Annotated in this window: 16 protein-coding genes; 9 read left to right on the top strand and 7 right to left on the bottom strand. The window is 69.2% G+C overall.

What is annotated here, in order from left to right; genetic code table 11:
* Window positions 1-68: 68 nt before the first annotated feature.
* On the top strand, window positions 69-1,211 hold the full coding sequence (locus OG395_RS29980) for an NADH-quinone oxidoreductase subunit D (protein ID WP_327245706.1): 1,143 nt from the start codon (window positions 69-71) through the stop codon (window positions 1,209-1,211).
* A 33-nt stretch (window positions 1,212-1,244) separates the two neighbouring features.
* On the opposite strand, the gene OG395_RS29975 is transcribed toward OG395_RS29980, so the two are convergent.
* The 4 genes from OG395_RS29975 to OG395_RS29960 form a co-directional block, all read right to left on the bottom strand.
* A complete protein-coding gene (locus OG395_RS29975) occupies window positions 1,245-2,249 on the bottom strand; it encodes a hypothetical protein (protein ID WP_327245705.1) in 1,005 nt (334 codons plus the stop codon).
* A gap of 106 nt (window positions 2,250-2,355) precedes the next feature.
* On the bottom strand, window positions 2,356-3,333 hold the full coding sequence (locus tag OG395_RS29970; RefSeq protein WP_327245704.1) for an ABC transporter substrate-binding protein: 978 nt from the start codon (window positions 3,331-3,333) through the stop codon (window positions 2,356-2,358).
* 60 nt (window positions 3,334-3,393) lie between these two features.
* Window positions 3,394-4,068, bottom strand: coding sequence for an ABC transporter permease (locus OG395_RS29965; RefSeq protein WP_327245703.1), 675 nt, complete (start codon window positions 4,066-4,068; stop codon window positions 3,394-3,396).
* 3 nt (window positions 4,069-4,071) lie between these two features.
* A complete protein-coding gene (locus OG395_RS29960; protein WP_327245702.1) occupies window positions 4,072-4,785 on the bottom strand; it encodes an ABC transporter permease in 714 nt (237 codons plus the stop codon).
* 299 nt (window positions 4,786-5,084) lie between these two features.
* On the opposite strand from OG395_RS29960, the gene OG395_RS29955 reads away from it, so the two are divergent.
* Both OG395_RS29955 and OG395_RS29950 read left to right on the top strand, forming a co-directional pair.
* Window positions 5,085-6,284 (top strand): IS110 family transposase, encoded by a 1,200-nt coding sequence (locus OG395_RS29955; protein ID WP_327243526.1) that lies wholly within the window; start codon window positions 5,085-5,087, stop codon window positions 6,282-6,284.
* A gap of 82 nt (window positions 6,285-6,366) precedes the next feature.
* The gene (locus OG395_RS29950) at window positions 6,367-7,545 is read left to right on the top strand and encodes a betaine/proline/choline family ABC transporter ATP-binding protein (RefSeq protein ID WP_327245701.1); all 1,179 of its coding nucleotides are present in this window, start codon (window positions 6,367-6,369) and stop codon (window positions 7,543-7,545) included.
* Between the two features lie 45 nt (window positions 7,546-7,590).
* On the opposite strand, the gene OG395_RS29945 is transcribed toward OG395_RS29950, so the two are convergent.
* Window positions 7,591-8,712 carry an alpha/beta hydrolase gene (locus OG395_RS29945; protein WP_327245700.1) on the bottom strand — a complete coding sequence of 374 codons (1,122 nt, stop codon included), beginning with the start codon at window positions 8,710-8,712 and terminating at the stop codon, window positions 7,591-7,593.
* Window positions 8,713-8,852: 140 nt separating this feature from the next.
* Between OG395_RS29945 and OG395_RS29940 the strand changes: the two genes are divergently transcribed.
* From OG395_RS29940 to OG395_RS29915, 6 genes are all read left to right on the top strand, one after another.
* Entirely contained in the window at window positions 8,853-10,694 is a 1,842-nt protein-coding gene (locus OG395_RS29940; protein WP_327245699.1) for a phosphatidylglycerol lysyltransferase domain-containing protein, read from the top strand.
* Between the two features lie 30 nt (window positions 10,695-10,724).
* Window positions 10,725-11,585 carry a dihydropteroate synthase gene (gene folP, locus OG395_RS29935; RefSeq protein WP_442818615.1) on the top strand — a complete coding sequence of 287 codons (861 nt, stop codon included), beginning with the start codon at window positions 10,725-10,727 and terminating at the stop codon, window positions 11,583-11,585.
* The gene (locus OG395_RS29930; RefSeq protein ID WP_327245698.1) at window positions 11,582-12,055 is read left to right on the top strand and encodes a nuclear transport factor 2 family protein; all 474 of its coding nucleotides are present in this window, start codon (window positions 11,582-11,584) and stop codon (window positions 12,053-12,055) included. The genes folP and OG395_RS29930 overlap by 4 nt, the downstream gene beginning before the upstream one ends.
* A gap of 218 nt (window positions 12,056-12,273) precedes the next feature.
* On the top strand, window positions 12,274-12,633 hold the full coding sequence (folB, locus tag OG395_RS29925) for a dihydroneopterin aldolase (RefSeq protein WP_266984344.1): 360 nt from the start codon (window positions 12,274-12,276) through the stop codon (window positions 12,631-12,633).
* On the top strand, window positions 12,630-13,241 hold the full coding sequence (gene folK, locus OG395_RS29920) for a 2-amino-4-hydroxy-6-hydroxymethyldihydropteridine diphosphokinase (protein ID WP_327245697.1): 612 nt from the start codon (window positions 12,630-12,632) through the stop codon (window positions 13,239-13,241). Before folB ends, folK begins: the two co-directional genes overlap by 4 nt.
* A gap of 98 nt (window positions 13,242-13,339) precedes the next feature.
* Window positions 13,340-13,822 carry a DUF3180 domain-containing protein gene (locus tag OG395_RS29915; protein WP_327245696.1) on the top strand — a complete coding sequence of 161 codons (483 nt, stop codon included), beginning with the start codon at window positions 13,340-13,342 and terminating at the stop codon, window positions 13,820-13,822.
* A gap of 41 nt (window positions 13,823-13,863) precedes the next feature.
* Here the strand turns inward: OG395_RS29915 and folE are convergent, their stop codons facing one another.
* Both folE and ftsH read right to left on the bottom strand, forming a co-directional pair.
* Window positions 13,864-14,469 carry a GTP cyclohydrolase I FolE gene (gene folE / locus OG395_RS29910; protein ID WP_327245695.1) on the bottom strand — a complete coding sequence of 202 codons (606 nt, stop codon included), beginning with the start codon at window positions 14,467-14,469 and terminating at the stop codon, window positions 13,864-13,866.
* A gap of 145 nt (window positions 14,470-14,614) precedes the next feature.
* Window positions 14,615-16,642, bottom strand: coding sequence for an ATP-dependent zinc metalloprotease FtsH (ftsH, locus tag OG395_RS29905; protein ID WP_327245694.1), 2,028 nt, complete (start codon window positions 16,640-16,642; stop codon window positions 14,615-14,617).
* Window positions 16,643-16,845 lie beyond the last annotated feature (203 nt).

The raw sequence follows: 16,845 nt of genomic DNA, 5'->3' as shown, positions 1-16,845 counted from the left end.
CCGCGCGGACGGGCCGGAAAGCCCGGGGCCCGGAGCACGCTGTGCGGCACGCAGGGAATACTGGCCGTATGACGGAGACGACGGTCGGCATCGGTGGCGCGGCGGAGAGCACCGACATGGTGCTCAACATCGGGCCGCAGCACCCCTCGACACACGGCGTGCTCCGACTGCGGATCGTCCTCGACGGCGAGCGGATCCAGCACGCCGAGCCGGTCATCGGCTATATGCACCGCGGTGCGGAAAAGCTATTCGAGGCGCGCGACTACCGGCAGATCGTGATGCTCGCCAACCGTCACGACTGGCTGTCGGCTTTCTCCAACGAGCTGGGTGTCGTGATGGCTGTCGAGCGGATGCTCGGCATGGAGGTCCCGGAGCGCGCGGTCTGGACGCGGACGCTCCTCGCCGAGCTGAACCGGGTGCTGAACCACCTGATGTTCCTCGGCTCGTACCCGCTCGAACTGGGCGGCATCACCCCGGTGTTCTACGCCTTCCGGGAACGCGAGGAGCTCCAGGCCGTGATGGAGGAGGTCTCCGGCGGCCGGATGCACTACATGTTCAACCGGGTCGGCGGTCTCAAGGAGGACCTCCCCGCGGGCTGGCTCGGCCGCGCCCGGGACGCCGTCGCGTCGGTCCGCTCACGGATGGACGTGTACGACCGGCTGGTGCTCGGCAACGAGATCTTCCGGGGCCGTACCCGCGGTGTCGGTGTGCTGTCCGCCGAGACCGTGCACGCGTACGGGGTGTCCGGGCCGATCGCCCGCGCCTCCGGGGTCGACTTCGATCTGCGGCGCGACGAGCCGTATCTGGCGTACGGGGAGCTGCAGGACACCCTCAAGGTCGTCACCCGCACCGAGGGCGACTGCCTGGCCCGGTTCGAGTGCCTGCTGGAACAGACCCACAACGCGCTGGACCTGGCGGACGCCTGCCTGGACCGGATGGCCGGGCTGGCGCCCGGTCCGATCAACCAGCGGCTGCCCAAGGTGCTGAAGGCCCCCGAGGGCCACACCTACGCCTGGACCGAGAACCCGCTCGGGATCAACGGCTACTACCTGGTGTCCAAGGGCGAGAAGACCCCGTACCGGCTGAAGCTCCGCTCCGCCTCGTACAACAACATCCAGGCGCTCACCGAGCTGCTGCCGGGCACGCTGGTCGCCGACATGGTCGCGATCCTGGGCTCGCTGTTCTTCGTCGTCGGCGACATCGACAAGTAGCTCCGCCGCCGACGCCCGGCGGCAGGGCAGGCCCTACGAGATCGCGCTGCGCAGCTCCACGACGTCCAGTTGCTCCGTCTCGTCGTGCGCGGTCAGGTCGATGACCTTGCCGACGGCCCGGTTCTGCGCCGCCCCCCTGCGGTGCGCTTCCAGCGCCTCCTCGCCGACGACGTCCGCGAGGTCCTCGTTCTGCACGGACTCGATCGCGGCGTGCGCCTTCTGCGTACCGAAGAAGTCGAAGCTGCCCTGCGGCACCGGATGACGGCGGGACGCGGCGTACGGAACGACCGCGCTGGCGGCCGGGACTGCGCGCGGCGCGGGGAGCGCGGTGGACGGGCGGGCCGGGGGCAGGGCGGCCGACGGGCGGCGGTGCTGTTCGGCATCGGCCGCCGCGTGCTTCCCCTTGCGCTCCTCCGCCTCCTGGGCGCGCTCCGCGAGATCGCGCTTCCTGGCCTGCTCGGCGGTGCGGCGGGCCTCCTGGAGCGCGGCGTTGCGGGTGAGGTCCTGCAGGGCCTGGGCGGCGCGCGCATACGCGGCCGGTGTCGGCGTGGAGCGGGCGGCGGGCAGCTCCCGGGGCGAGGCGGCCGCTTCGAGCGCGAGCTGCCTGCGTCCCTCCAGCGCGCCGGCCCGCTCGGTCTCGGCGTTGGCGTAACGGCGCAGCAGTGCGGCGTGCTCGCCGCGCAGACCGGCGAGCTCCACACGCTTGCGGCGCAGCTTCGTCTCCAGCCGGACGCGCAGGGCCCGCGACTCCTCCAGGTCGGCCTCGAGCTCCGCGATCCGCTCCTCGGTCTTCCATTCGTCGCTTGCGCGGGCACGCGTCAGCTCCGCGACGCGACGGCCGGCCTCCCGGTCCCAGGAGCGCATCAGATACGCACCGGTGACGGCGGCGGCCGCAGCGGCGGCGACCAGTCCGCGCAGGACCAGGGGCTCGGCGAGGAGCCAGGCGCCCGCAGCACAGACGACCGACGCTCCGGCGACGACCGAGGGCGGAAGGATTCTGTGCAGAGGTGGCGAATGGCGATGACGTCCACGTGGCATGGCCTGAAATTTACCGTGCGTACGGGTCGCTTGGGAGGCCGCCCGGCAATCTGTTCCCCGCCGGTTACCTGACGGGTTACCCGGCGGCCCCCGAAGAGGCCCCTTCCTACTTCTTGATCAGACCTTTCGACTGCAGATAGTCCTTGGCCACATCGGCCGGCTTGGCCCGCTCGGCGTCGACCTTGCGGTTCAGTTCCGCGAGGTCCTCGGTGGTGAGCGTCTTGGTGAGCTTGCCGAGCGCATCGGCAATGTCCTGCGCTCCGGCGTCCTTGGCATTGAGAACCGGAACGACGTTGTCCGCATTCTGGAGCTTCTTGTCGTCCTCCAGGAACACCAGGTTGAAGCTGTCCAGCACCGCGTCCGTGGTGGTCGTGAGGACCAGCTGGTCCTTGCCGTCCTTGACGGCCTGCTTGGACTGCGGGGTGCCGACTCCCTTCGGGTCGATACCGGTGACATCAATGCCGTACGTCTTCTTCAGACCCGGTGCGCAGAAGGGCCGCACCTCGCACTCGTCACCCGCCGCGATCTTCACCTTCAGCTTGGACGCACCCAGATCCGAAAGGGTCTTGAGCTTGTTCTTGTCGGCGAATTCCTTGGTCACCGCGAACGCGTTCTGGTCGACCGCTTCGCCGTACGGGAGCACCTTCAGCCCGCGCGGGGTGGCGAGCTTCTCCAGCGCGGCGGTGGTGGCCGCCGGGTCACCGGAGGCGACCGGGTTCTTCTCAGCCGTCTTCGCGCCGTTCGCCTTGGCGTTGAGGAATTCGGCGATCGTCGCGGCGTATTCCGGTACGACGTCGATCTCGCCCTTCTCCAGGGACGGCTCGTACAGTTCCCGGTTCTTCACCGTGGTGACCGAGGTGCTGTATCCGGCGTCGCCGAGGATCTGTGCGTACAGCTCGGCGAGCACCTTGGACTCGGTGAAGGCCGCGGCGCCGACGACGAGCGAGCCCTTCTTCCCCGAGTCACCGGACGCGGCGGAGCCGCCCTTGTCCTTCTCCAGACTGTCGCCGCCGCAGGCGGCGAGCGAGCCGGCCAGTGCGACCATGCCGATGACCGCGCCCGCTATGCGTGAGGTCTTGCTCATGATGTTCTCCGTCCACAGCAACAGGGCTGATTACGAGTCGTGTCGGGCAAATCGGATGGGTCAGGCGGTCCGGCGGCGGCGGAGCGGCGACAGAGCCCGGTCCAGCCCCACCAGCACGGCCTCCACCGCCAGGGCGAGCACGGCGACGAGCAGCGCGCCGGCGACCACCTGCGGTGTGTTGTACGTGTTGAAGCCGGCGGTGATGATGCGGCCGAGCCCGCCCTGACCGACCATGGCGGCGATCGTCGCCGTGGCGATCACCTGGACCGCCGCCGAGCGCAGACCCGTCATGATCATCGGATAGGCGAGCGGGAGCTCGACCCGCACGAAGAGCTGGGCGCCCGACATCCCCATGCCGCGCGCCGCCTCGGCCACCGACCGGTCCACCTCCGTCATCCCGACATAGGCGTTGGTCAGCAGCGGCGGCACGGCGAACAGGACCAGCGCGATGATCGTCGGCACATAACCGGCGTTGCGCAGCGGCGACACCATGAACAGGGCCAGCACCGCGAAGACCGGGATCGCCCGCCCCACATTGGAGAGGTTCACGGCCAGTGCGCCGCCCTTCCCGATGTGGCCCAGGTACAGGGCGACCGGCAGCGCGATCGCGCAGGCCAGCACGAGCGACACCCCGCTGACGTACAGATGCTCGCCGAGCCGGTGCCCCGCCCCGCTCTCCCCCGACCAGTTGGCGCCGGTGGTCAGCCAGGTCCAGGCCTCGCCGAGTACTCCCATGGGTCAGACCGCCTTCACCTTGGCGACCGCGCCCACGGCGTCGCGCGTCGTGCGTATGCGGGTCCAGGGCGTCAGCAGCCGTTGCGCCCCGAGCAGCAGCAGGTCCGCGACCACCGCGAGCAGCACGCAGAGCACCGAAGCAGTGAGCACCTGCGCCTTGAAGAAGCTCGGCAGGGCGTCCTCGATGAGGTTGCCGAGGCCGCCTCTGCCGACGATCGAGCCGACCGTGGTCAGCGCGACGGTGGAGACGGTGGCGATCCGGACCCCGGCCATCACCGCGGGCAGGGCGAGCGGGAGTTCGACCTCCCACAGGAGTCGGCCCGGCCCGTATCCCATGCCCTTCGCGGCGTCCTTCGCCTCCTGCGGCACGGCTTCGAGCCCGGCCAGGATGTTCCGTACGAGAATGGTCAGCGAATACAGCACCAGGCCGGTGACGACCAGCGCGGCCGAGAGCCCGAACAGCGGCAGCAGCAGCGAGAACATCGCCAGCGACGGCACGGTGTAGAGCACCGTCGTCAGTCCGAGCACCGGTCCCGCGACGCGCCGGCTGCGGCGTGCGAGCAGCGCCAGCGGAAATGCCACCAGGAGTCCGATCACCACCGAGACAGCGGTGATCCAGATGTGCTGAACGGTCGCATCGGTCAACTCCTGGCTACGGGAACGGAGATACTCACCGCAGATCCAGTCGTTCGTCACCAGGCAGTTCTGGCCGGCCATCCGTCCCCCACCTCCCGTTCGCCGGTCCGTACCGATGTCTGGCGACCCTATCCCCGACCACTGACATTGATACTCGTAAGTGGGTTCCGGTGGTCGTGGCTCCACCACTGACTGACGCCCTGCTGGGCTGTCCTCCGGTTGTTCTGTCCGGCTGCCGGGACCCGTTCTTCATGGCTCCGGCCAGGTGGAACATGACCTGATAGGAGCTTGGTCAGAAGCCCCCTCAATGTCCTGTCTGCCCCACCCGGCCGGGCGCCACCTCCGGCTAGGAAGGCACCTTCAGCATGACAGCAGCGGGCATGACGGACACAGCGCACGAGACCGTGTACGGAGGAGTCGACTCCCACAAGGACACGATCCACGTGGCGGTCGTCACCGACCACGGTGGCCACGTCACCGACGCCGAGTTCCCGACCACGACCGCCGGCTTCGCCGCGGCGATCGCGTTCCTCAACGCACACGGCACCGTGACCGCCGTCGGAGTGGAGGGAACCTCCTCCTACGGCCTCGGATTCACCCGTGCCGCCCGCCACGCGGGCCTGGCAGTGGTGGAGGTCAACCGGCCCGACAAGGCCGAACGCCGCCGGATCGGCAAGTCCGATCCGATCGACGCCTACGCGGCCGCCCGCGCCGCCCTGTCCGGACGGGCGGCAGCCGCGCCGAAGGATGACACCGTCAGCGGCATACGCGCCCTCCACAACGCAGCCCGGTCCGCGATCAAGGCCCGCACCGCCACCCTGAACCAGATCGGCCACATCCTCATCACCGCCCCGGACGGCATCCGCGCCAAGTACCGTGCCCTGCACGGCAAGACGCAGATCAACGCCCTCGCCCGCCTGCGTCCCACCGGCGACCAGCTGCATGTCGCCGTCCTGACCGCACTGAAGAGCCTCGCCCAGCGCGTCCAGGCCCTCACCACCGAGCACGACGCACTCACCGCGGCACTGGACGCCGCCGTCACCGAGCAGAATCCGGGCCTGCGCGCCGCCTACGGCGTCGGCCCCGACACCGCCGCCCAGCTCCTTGTCACAGCCGGCGGAAACCCTGAACGCCTGCGCACCGAGGCATCCTTCGCAGCCCTGTGCGGCGCCGCCCCCGTACCCGCCTCCAGCGGCAAAACCAACCGCCACCGTCTCTCCCGGGGCGGCGACCGCGCCGCCAACGCCGCTCTCTACCGGATAGCCCTCGTACGGATGGCCAGCGATGGCCGCACCCGCGACTACGTGACCAGGCAGACCGAAGCCGGACGGACCAAGAAAGAGATCATCCGACTCCTCAAACGCGCGATCGCCCGGGAAGTCTTCCGCTGCCTCACCACAGCGGTGGCCGTCCCCGCCATCGCCGACCTGCGACCCGCGCGCCAGGCCAAGAAAATCACCCTCACCGCCGCCGCCCACCACTTCAACGTCTGGCCCGCAGTCATCTCCTGCATCGAACGCGGCACCCGCCGTGACGACACCCTCGCCAACGCCTACCGCGACTGGCTAACCGCCGCTTGACAGCCAATAGGAGCATCAATCGCCGAGGCCGTTGTATTCCAGCAACATGTCCTTCACAGAACACGCGCCACAATGGGGAACCATGATCCGTTTCGAGCACGTCACCAAGCGGTACGCCGACGGGACGACCGCGGTCGACGACCTTTCCTTCGAAGTGGCCGAGGGTGAACTGGTCACGCTCGTAGGGCCGTCCGGCTGCGGCAAGACCACCACCATGAAGATGGTCAACCGGCTGATCGAACCGACCGAGGGGCGGATATTCCTCGACGGGGACGACATATCCGCCATCGACCCCGTCCGGCTCCGCCGCCGTATCGGCTATGTGATCCAGCAGGTCGGGCTGTTTCCGCACAAGACGGTGCTGGAGAACACCGCGACGGTTCCTCATCTCCTGGGCTGGAAGCGGGGAAAGGGCCGCGAGCGCGCCGCGGAACTCCTGGATCTCGTCGGACTTGACCCTTCCGTTTATGGCGACCGATATCCGGACCAGCTCTCCGGTGGTCAACGCCAACGCGTGGGAGTGGCAAGGGCGCTGGCCGCCGATCCGCCGGTACTGCTGATGGACGAGCCTTTCGGCGCGGTAGACCCGGTGGTCCGCGAACGGCTGCAGAACGAATTCCTCAAACTCCAGGCCCAGGTCCGGAAAACCGTGTTGTTCGTCACGCACGACATCGAGGAAGCCGTCCGGCTCGGCGACCGCATCGCCGTCTACGGACAGGGCTCCATCGAGCAGTTCGACTCCCCCGCGACCGTGCTCGGTGCCCCCGCCACCCCGTACGTCGCGGACTTCGTCGGAGCCGACCGCGGCCTCAAGCGGCTCTCCGTGACCCCCATCGAGGAGAGCGACCTCGACCAGCCGCCCGTCGTCCATCTGGACGACCCGCTCTCCCGGGCGACCGAGCGGCTGCGTGCCCAGGGTGCGCGCTGGGCCGTCGTCCTGGACGTCGACGACCATCTGCACGGCTGGATCCCGGCCGGCACCGCCCTCACCGAGGCCAAGGGCACGGTCCGCGAACACGCCCGCCGCATGGAGGCGTGGCTCCCCGTCGGCGCCCCGCTCAAGCAGGCGTTCGCCACGATGCTGCAGCACGACGCGGGCTGGATCGCGGTCATCGACAAGGAGAGCACCGGCCGGTTCCTCGGGGTGCTCACCCCTGCCCGCCTCCATGAGGCGCTGCGCCGCTCGATCGACGCGGATGCCCAGGACCTTCCGCGCGCCGACGTGAACGTGGAGACGGTGGCCCGGGCGGGTTCGATCTGAACCGGGGGCACGCGCCCGGCATCTCCACGGGTCTGCCGCACCCGGTCAGTTCTCGCTCAGCCGGCTGCTCATCCACTCCAGCGCCGAAGGGATCTCCCGCCGCCAGGTATTGAAGTTGTGCCCGCCGCTGTCCAGGACGATCGAGGAGACCTGGGCGGGCGCCTTCACCTTCGCCATGAACCTCCGCGTACTCCTGTAATTCCCCTCGCCCTGCCGTGACGTCGTCACCAGGAACGACGAGTCGGGCTGGGGCAGATGGTCCAGGCTCCACAGCAGGTTCGCGCGCTCGCGCTCCGCCCGGTTCCCGTGGAAGAGATCACCGGTCGTCGGGTCCTCGGCCGCCTTGTAGTACGCGGACAGACCGGCGCTCGCCGCGAACCTGTCCGGGTGGTGCAGGCCGATCTTCAGTGCGCAGTACCCACCGGTCGAGTTGCCGATGATGCCCCAGTTCCGTGCCCGCTTCCCGATCCGGTACGAGTCCGAGACCGCCTGGGGCAGGTCCTTCGCGAAGAACGTCTCGGTCTGTGGCCCGCCCGCTATGTCCACGCACTCGGTGTCCCGCGGCGGGGCGACCGTGGGCCTCAGCAGCACCAGGATCATCGGCTGCGCCCGTCCGGCTTTCACCCGATCGAATGCGGTGCGTGGATACTCAAGACGCTTCAGGAGGTTCTCCGCGGTGCCCGGATAGCCGGTGAGGACGACGACCGCGGGGAACTTCCGGTGGGCGTACTCCGGCTGGAAGTACTCCGGCGGAAGATACACGTACGCCGAACTCTCGATCTTCGACCGCCGCCCCGCGATGACGACCTTGTCGATCCGGCCGCCCGCCGTGGGGCGCGAACCACCGGGAACGTCCGGCTGCTGTACCCCGACCCGGACGATGTTCTTCGATGCCAGGGTCCCCGCCGCCCCGTCCGTGACGACGCCCAGTTCCTGCTGCCCACCGAAGAGATCGGCCCAGGAGCCGTAGAACAGAAAGGAGTTGTTGGCCATCAGGCCGACCGAGATGAAGACCATCACCTGGGTCGCCAGCAGCAGGCCGACGCGGCCGAACACCGCAGGCACACTGCGGCGCGCCAGTCTCGGCCAGATCAAGACCGTGGCAGCGAACAGAACGACGGCCGGCACAGTGGACAGGGTCAGAACTGCCTTGCTGGTGAGCCCCATGGTTGAGTGAGCTTTCTTGTCAGGAATTTTCCGGGATGCGGGTGAACCCACCGCCCGGAAGCCTCGTCCTAGAGGTCGCACATCGTCCGGACCGCTTCGGCCGACGGACACAAAAATCTCTCGCGGAGCCACGGGAAGCGATGTCTATCACGCTAGATGGGGATAAATCGGGATCGGTTCCGAATGCTGTACGCAAGTTCGTACGCGGACCGCGCCCCCAATCCGTACCGGCGCTCGTCGGCGCCTCCTGCACCCTCGTCGGTCTGATCGACGTCGCCGCGGGGGTGTTCCCGCGCTTCCGGCACAGCCGGATGCACACGCTCGCCGAAGTCCTTCCAGGAGCCCTCGGCCCCTTCGCCGCCGCGCTGTCGCTGAGCGCAGGCGTCCTGCTGCTGCTCCTCGCCCACGGCCTCAAGCGGCACAAACGGCGGGCCTGGCGCGCCGCCGTGGTCCTGCTGCCGGCAGGCGCGGCTGCGCAGTTCGTCTACCGGCACTCGATCCTCGGCGCCCTCGTCTCCCTCACGCTCTGCTACCTACTGGTCCGTCACCGTAGTGAATTCGCCGCGCTCCCCGACCCGCGCAGCCGGTGGAGGGCGCTGGCCAACTTCGTTCTCCTCGGTGCGGGTTCGCTCGGCCTGGGACTGATCATCGTCTCCGTTCACCCCGGCCACGTCGTCGGCAACCCCTCCATCGCCGACCGTCTCCAGCACGTCCTCTACGGGCTCTTCGGCTTCGAGGGACCCGTCGAGTACGCCGGAGTCACCTCCTGGACCGTTGCGTACTCGCTCGGCGCACTCGGTCTGCTGACCGCCGTCACCACCATCTACCTCGCGTTCCGCCCCGAACATCCGGCCGCCAGGCTCACCGAGGAGGACGAGGTCCGGCTGCGGGCCCTCCTCGACAAGCACGGCGGCCGCGACTCGCTCGGCCACTTCGCGCTCCGTCGCGACAAGGGCGTCGTCTTCTCCCCCAGCGGCAAGGCCGCCGTCTGCTACCGCGTGGTGTCCGGGGTGATGCTGGCCAGCGGCGACCCGATCGGCGACGTGGAGGCCTGGCCGGGCGCCATCGAACGCTTCATGGACGAGGCCAAGGCGCACTCCTGGACCCCCGCGGTGATGGGCTGCAGTGAGACGGGCGGCGAGGTCTGGACCCGCGAGACCGGGCTCGACGCGCTGGAGCTCGGCGACGAGGCGGTGGTGGATGTCGCGGATTTCTCGCTCGCCGGGCGCCCGATGCGCAACGTGCGCCAGATGGTGAAGCGCATTGAGCGCAGCGGTTACGAGACCCGCGTGCGGCGCGTCCGCGACATAGGCGAGACCGAGCTGGCCCGCATCCGGCGGGCCGCCGCCGACTGGCGTGGCACCGATACCGAGCGCGGCTTCTCCATGGCGCTCGGCCGGATCGGCGACCCGGCCGACGGCGACTGCATCATCGCCACCGCCCACAAGGCCGACGAGCACACCGCCGACTCCCCGTACGGCGATCTCAAGGCCGTGCTGCACTTCGTTCCGTGGGGCACGGACGGCATGTCCCTGGAGCTCATGCGCCGCGACCGCGCCGCCGACCCCGGGATGAACGAGCTGCTGATCGTCGCCTCCCTGCACGACGCGCCCCGGCTCGGCATCGAACGTGTCTCGCTGAACTTCGCGATGTTCCGCTCGGCGCTCGCCCGCGGCGAGAAACTGGGCGCGGGCCCGGTGCTGCGGGGCTGGCGCGGGCTGCTGATCTTCCTGTCGCGCTGGTACCAGATCGAGTCGCTGTACAAGTTCAACGCCAAGTTCCAGCCCCGCTGGGAGCCCCGCTTCGTCGTCTATCGCACCAGCCGCGACCTGCCCCGCATCTCGTTCGCCGCGATGCAGGCCGAGGGCTTCGTCAACGTCGGGCTGCCCCGTCCGTTCGCCCGCCGATTCCCGGCCTCCCGGCCCCGTCCCTGCGCCCACGCAACGGGTCCCGGACCGGAGCACGGTCCCAGCGCGGCGTAACACCGCTCCGTACGGGCCTACGCTGGTCGCATGAGTACGTTGCGTGGACGAGGCACGGTCCAGGGCCTGCCGGAGTGGGACCGCTGTGCGGTCATGGGTGTCGTCAATGTGACCCCCGACTCCTTCTCCGACGGAGGCCGCTGGTTCGACACCACGGCTGCGATCAAGCACGGCCTCGACCTGGTCGCCGTAGGCGCCGACCTGGTCGATGTCGGCGGCGAGTCGACCCGTCCCGGCGCCAGCCGGGTGGACGAGGCCGAGGAGCTGCGGCGCGTGATCCCGGTCGTGCGGGGGCTGGCCCAGGAAGGCGTCACGGTCTCCGTGGACACCATGCGGGCCCGGGTCGCCGAACAGTCCGTCGCCGCAGGTGCGGCCCTGGTCAACGATGTGAGCGGCGGGCTCGCCGACCCGGACATGATCCCGGTCGTCGCCGCCGCCGGAGCGCCGTTCGTGGTCATGCACTGGCGTGGCTTCAGCGAGTCGATGAACAGCCGTGCGGTGTACGAGGACGTCGTCGCCGAGGTCGTCGCGGAGCTGCGGACGCGGATGGACGCGGTGGTCGCGGGCGGGGTCGCCCCCGAACGGATCGTGGTCGACCCCGGCCTGGGCTTCGCCAAGGACGCCGCCCACGATCTCTCCCTCGTCGCCCACCTCGACGAGCTGCGCGCGCTGGGCCGCCCCCTGCTGGTCGCCGCCTCCCGCAAGCGGTTCCTCGGCCATGTGCTGGCCGGTGAGGGCGCCGCACCACCGCCCGCCCGGGAACGCGACGCGGCCACCGCCGCAATCTCCGCCCTCTCCGCCCAGGCGGGCGCCTGGGCCGTCCGGGTCCACGAGGTCCGGGCGACCGCCGACGCCGTCCGGGTCGCCCGCGCGGTCGAGGGAGCCGCGTGAGCGACGACCAGGAACAGGTGGCCGCCGACATCGCGGCGGTCGAACAGGCCAACACCGCCTTCTACGAGGCGATGGAACGCGGCGACCTGGACGCGCTCTCCGGACTCTGGCTGCCCGGCGAGAACCTCACGATCTCCTGCGTCCACCCCGGCTGGCCGGTGCTCAGCGGACGCGGCGAGGTACTGCGCAGTTACGCCCTGATCATGGCGAACACCGAGTACATCCAGTTCTTCCTGACCGATGTCGGGGTCTCGATGACCGGGGACACGGCCCTGGTCGTCTGCACCGAGAACATCCTCAGCGGCGGCCCCGCGGAGGACGGCGGCGACCTCGGACCGCTGGTCGGCCAACTCGTCGTCGCCACCAATGTGTTCCGCCGCACCGAGGACGGCTGGAAGCTCTGGTCCCATCACGGGTCCCCGGTGCTGACCGAGTCCGAGGACGAGGACGAGGACGAGTCGCCGTCCTGACCCCCTTGCGGGGGGCGCGCTCCCGGACGGATACGCCCCCGAGGGGATTGGACTCCGGGCCGCAGGGTAGGGGACGCGCCTACCAGCCCCGCACGATCCCGTCCATGGCCCCCGCGGGCGAGCGCTGTCCGCGCTCGCAGGTAGATTCGAAAGAGGGCACCTTGCCGTCCGCACGCGGCCCCGTGTCTCTACGACCAACAACAGCAGGAGTGATTCGCGTGGATCGTGTCGCGCTGCGCGGCCTGAAGGCCCGTGGGAACCATGGCGTCTTTCCCCGGGAACGGGAAGAGGGCCAGACCTTCATCGTCGACCTGGTTCTCGGCCTCGACACCCGCCCCGCGGCAGCCGCCGACGACCTGACCAAGACGGTGCACTACGGCGTGGTCGCCGAGGAGGTCGTCGACATCGTGCAGGGAGAGCCGGTCGATCTGATCGAGACACTCGCGGAGCGCATCGCCCAGAAGTGCCTGGGACACGAAGGCGTCGAGGAGGTCGAGGTCGTCGTGCACAAGCCGGATGCGCCGATCACCGTCCCGTTCGACGATGTGACCATCACCATCACCCGGAGCCGAGCATGACTGCATTTTCTACCGAGGGGCAGAGCGACCCGACCGTACAGCCGGTGCCCGCCTCCGTGGTCGAGCAGGTCGACGCGGCGGACGTCACCCTCTCCAACCCCAAACCGGCCGTGATCTCGCTCGGCTCCAACCTCGGCAACCGCCTGGAGACCCTCCAGGGAGCCATCGACGCGCTGGAGGACACCCCCGGCCTCCGGGTCAAGGCGGTGTCCCCGGTGTACGAGACGGAGCCGTGGGGGGTCGCCCCCGGCACCCAGCCGTCGTACTTCAACGCGGTGATCGTCGTGAAGACGACACTGCCCCCGTCCTCCCTCCTGGAACGCGGCCAGGCCATCGAGGAGGCCTTCGACCGCGTCCGCGAGGAGCGTTGGGGCCCGCGCACCATCGACGTGGACATCGTGGCTTACGCGGATGTGGTCTCCGACGACCCGGCGCTGACCCTTCCCCACCCCCGGGCCCACGAGCGGGCCTTCGTGCTCGCCCCGTGGCACGACGTCGACCCCGAGGCGCAGCTGCCCGGCCACGGCCCGGTGGCGGAGCTGCTCGGCAAGATCGGCCGCGGCGGCGTACACCCCCGGGCCGATCTGGAACTCCGCCTGCCCGAGTAGTCGTTAGGCTCAGGGCAGGTCAGCACAGGACACAGAACAGACAGCCGGACAGACAGGCGGACAGCCCGGTCGGCCGGCGGCGAAGGGCGGCTTTCTCGGTGAAGCAACTACGGCTCGGGGTACTGGCCGGACTCTTCGCCGCGGCCGGCGTGCTGTCCTGGGGCGGTGCCCGCCTCTGGGACTCCCTCGCAACCCTGCCGAGCGTGCCCCTCGCCGCGCCCATCGTGCTCGCGGTGATCGCCGTCATCCTGCTCGCGACGGCGCTCTCCATCCGCTCCCGGCTGCGCGCGCAGCGCGAGCGCCGCCCGGGCGCGAAGGGTGTCGAGCCGCTGATGGCCGCCCGCGCCGTGGTCTTCGGCCAGGCCAGCGCCCTGGTCGTGTCGCTGGTCGCCGGCCTGTACGGCGGTACCGGGGTCTTCCTGCTCGGCTCGCTCGACATCCCGGCCCGCCGCGACCAGGCGATCTACGCCGGTTTCGCGGTGCTGGCCGGGATCGGGGTGGTCGCCGCCGCCTTGTTCCTGGAGCGCGTCTGCAAGCTCCCGGAGGACAAGGACGACGACAAGAGTGCCGCCTCCGCCTGACGCTCCGACCGCGCCCGGCCCACCGGCACCGCCTCTGGCCCTCAGCGGGCCATGATCAGGCTCATCGCCTCGGCGCGCGTCGCGGGGTCGCGGAGCTGGCCGCGTACCGCCGAGGTCAGCGTCTTCGCCCCGGGCTTGCGGATGCCGCGCATCGACATGCACATGTGCTCGCACTCGATGACGACGATGGCTCCGCGCGGCTCCAGGATCCTCATCAGTGAGTCGGCGATCTGCGTGGTCAGCCTCTCCTGGACCTGCGGGCGCCGGGCGTAGACGTCGACCAGCCTGGCCAGCTTCGACAGGCCGGTGATCTTGCCGGTGGTCGCCGGGATGTACCCGACATGCGCGACTCCACGGAACGGCACCAGGTGGTGCTCGCAGGTCGAGAACACCTCGATGTCCTTGACCAGCACCATCTCGTCGTGGCCGAGGTCGAACGTGGTCGTCAGGACGTCCTCGGGCTGCTGGCTCAGACCCGCGAATATCTCCTTGTACGCCCGCGCCACCCGTCCCGGCGTCTCACGCAGCCCCTCCCGGTCCGGGTCCTCCCCGACGGCGAGGAGAAGCTCGCGCACTGCGGCCTCGGCCCGCTTCTCGTCGAACTCACCGATCGAACCCTGGCCGTCCAGCGTCACCGGGTCGGTCATCTGTGCCTCGTTCCTTCAGCTGTCACCTGCGCGGACATCGCGCAGACATACAAAAAGCCGCGCCCCCACAGGCTAAAACCTGGGGGGCGCGGCATCCATTCCGGGTCGGTGGAGCCCCGTGACAGGGGCCACACCGGGGTCCGCACTAGCTCTCGGGACGGTCCTCAGGGATCGCCTCGGTGGCCGGAACGGTGTCCGTCGGGGTCGACCCGTTGGCCGTGGTGACCCCGTTGGTGAGGGCGAGCTCCTTCGGCGACAGCACCGGCGGCCGCGTCGACGGCGTACGCCGTGCGGAGCCGGTCCACGCCGGGCGGGCCGGACGCTTCACGATTCCGGCGAAGATCTCGGCGATCTGCTCCTTGCCGAGGGTCTCCTTCTCCAGCAGCTGGAGAACCAGGTTGTCGAGAACGTCGCGGTTCTCGACGAGGATCTCCCACGCCTCGTTGTGCGCGGTCTCGATGAGCTTCTTGACCTCTTCGTCGACGAGCGCCGCGACCTCTTCCGAGTAGTCGCGCTGGTGGCCCATCTCCCGGCCCAGGAAGGGCTCGGTGTTGTCGCCGCCGAACTTGATCGCGCCGAGCCGCTCCGTCATGCCGTACTGCGTGACCATCGCGCGGGCCGTGGCACTGGCCTTCTCGATGTCGTTCGCAGCGCCGGTGGTCGGGTCGTGGAAGACCAGCTCCTCGGCCGCGCGCCCGCCCAGCATGTAGGCCAGCTGGTCGAGCATCTCGTTGCGCGTCGTGGAGTACTTGTCCTCCTCCGGCAGCACCATCGTGTAACCGAGGGCGCGGCCGCGGGAGAGGATCGTGATCTTGTGCACCGGGTCCGAGTTGGGGGAAGCCGCCGCGACCAGGGCGTGTCCGCCCTCGTGGTACGCGGTGATCTTCTTCTCCTTGTCGGACATGATCCGGGTCCGCTTCTGCGGGCCCGCCACGACGCGGTCGATCGCCTCGTCCAGCATCTCGTTGTCGATCAGCTTCTTGTTGCTGCGCGCCGTGAGGAGCGCCGCTTCGTTCAGCACGTTCGACAGGTCGGCACCGGTGAAACCGGGCGTACGACGGGCCACTGCGCCGAGATCGACGTCCGGGGCGACCGGCTTGCCCTTCTGGTGCACCTTGAGGATTTCGAGACGGCCCTGCATGTCCGGCCGGTCGACCGCGATCTGCCGGTCGAAACGGCCCGGGCGCAGCAGCGCCGGGTCGAGGATGTCCGGCCGGTTCGTGGCGGCGATCAGGATGACGCCGCCCTTCACGTCGAAGCCGTCCATCTCGACGAGCAGCTGGTTCAGGGTCTGCTCACGCTCGTCGTGACCACCGCCGAGACCCGCACCACGGTGCCGGCCGACGGCGTCGATCTCGTCGACGAAGACGATCGCCGGGGCGTTCGCCTTGGCCTGCTCGAACAGGTCACGGACCCGGGAGGCACCGACACCGACGAACATCTCGACGAAGTCGGAACCGGAGATCGAGTAGAACGGGACGCCGGCCTCGCCCGCGACGGCGCGTGCGAGCAGCGTCTTGCCCGTACCGGGAGGCCCGTACAGCAGGACGCCCTTGGGGATCTTCGCGCCGACGGCCTGGAACTTCGCCGGCTCCTGGAGGAACTCCTTGATCTCGTGGAGTTCCTCGACGGCCTCGTCGGACCCGGCCACATCGGCGAAGGTCGTCTTCGGGGTGTCCTTGGTGATCAGCTTGGCCTTGGACTTGCCGAACTGCATGACCTTGGAGCCGCCACCCTGCATCTGATTCATCAGGAACAGGAAGACGACCACGATCAGCACGAAGGGCAGCAGCGAGAGAAGGATCGAGAGGAACGGGGACTGCTTCGACGGCGAGACGGTGTAACCCTTCTCGATGTCACCGCTCTCGAACTTCTTCTGCAGCGTGTCGGCGAGCTGGACACCCTGGTCACCGATGTAGCTCGCCTGGAACTTGCTGCCGGACTCGCCCGAGAGTTTCTGGCCGTCCTTCAGCTCGATCTTGAGGATTTGTTCGTCGCCGGTGGTCAGCTTGGCCTGCTCCACCTGGTTCTTGCTGATCGCCTGGATCACCTTGCCGGTGTCCACCGTCTTGTAGCCGCCCGACGAGCCGACGACTTGCATCAACACGACCACGGCGAGGACGGCCAGCACGATCCACATGACCGGCCCACGGAAGTATCGCTTCACGTCCATCCATACGGAGCGAAGTCGCCCCGTCCCTCCTGCCCGTAGGTAAATGCTGCTGTGAGAAAAGACTGTTCTTCGGACGGTACCCCAGCATTGTCGCCTGTGACCGCCTGGGCCGTCTGTCAAACCCGCCTTCAAAGGCTCCAACGCCGGGAACCCGTCAGGGGTTCCCGGGGGTGCATCCCGGGTCGGGTGCGGGCCGAGGAGGG

This window comes from Streptomyces sp. NBC_01320, from assembly GCF_035974375.1.
GTDB lineage: Bacteria > Actinomycetota > Actinomycetes > Streptomycetales > Streptomycetaceae > Streptomyces > Streptomyces yanii.
The sequence above is the reverse complement of the archived record's forward strand: the minus strand, read 5'-3'. Positions and strand labels throughout refer to the sequence as shown.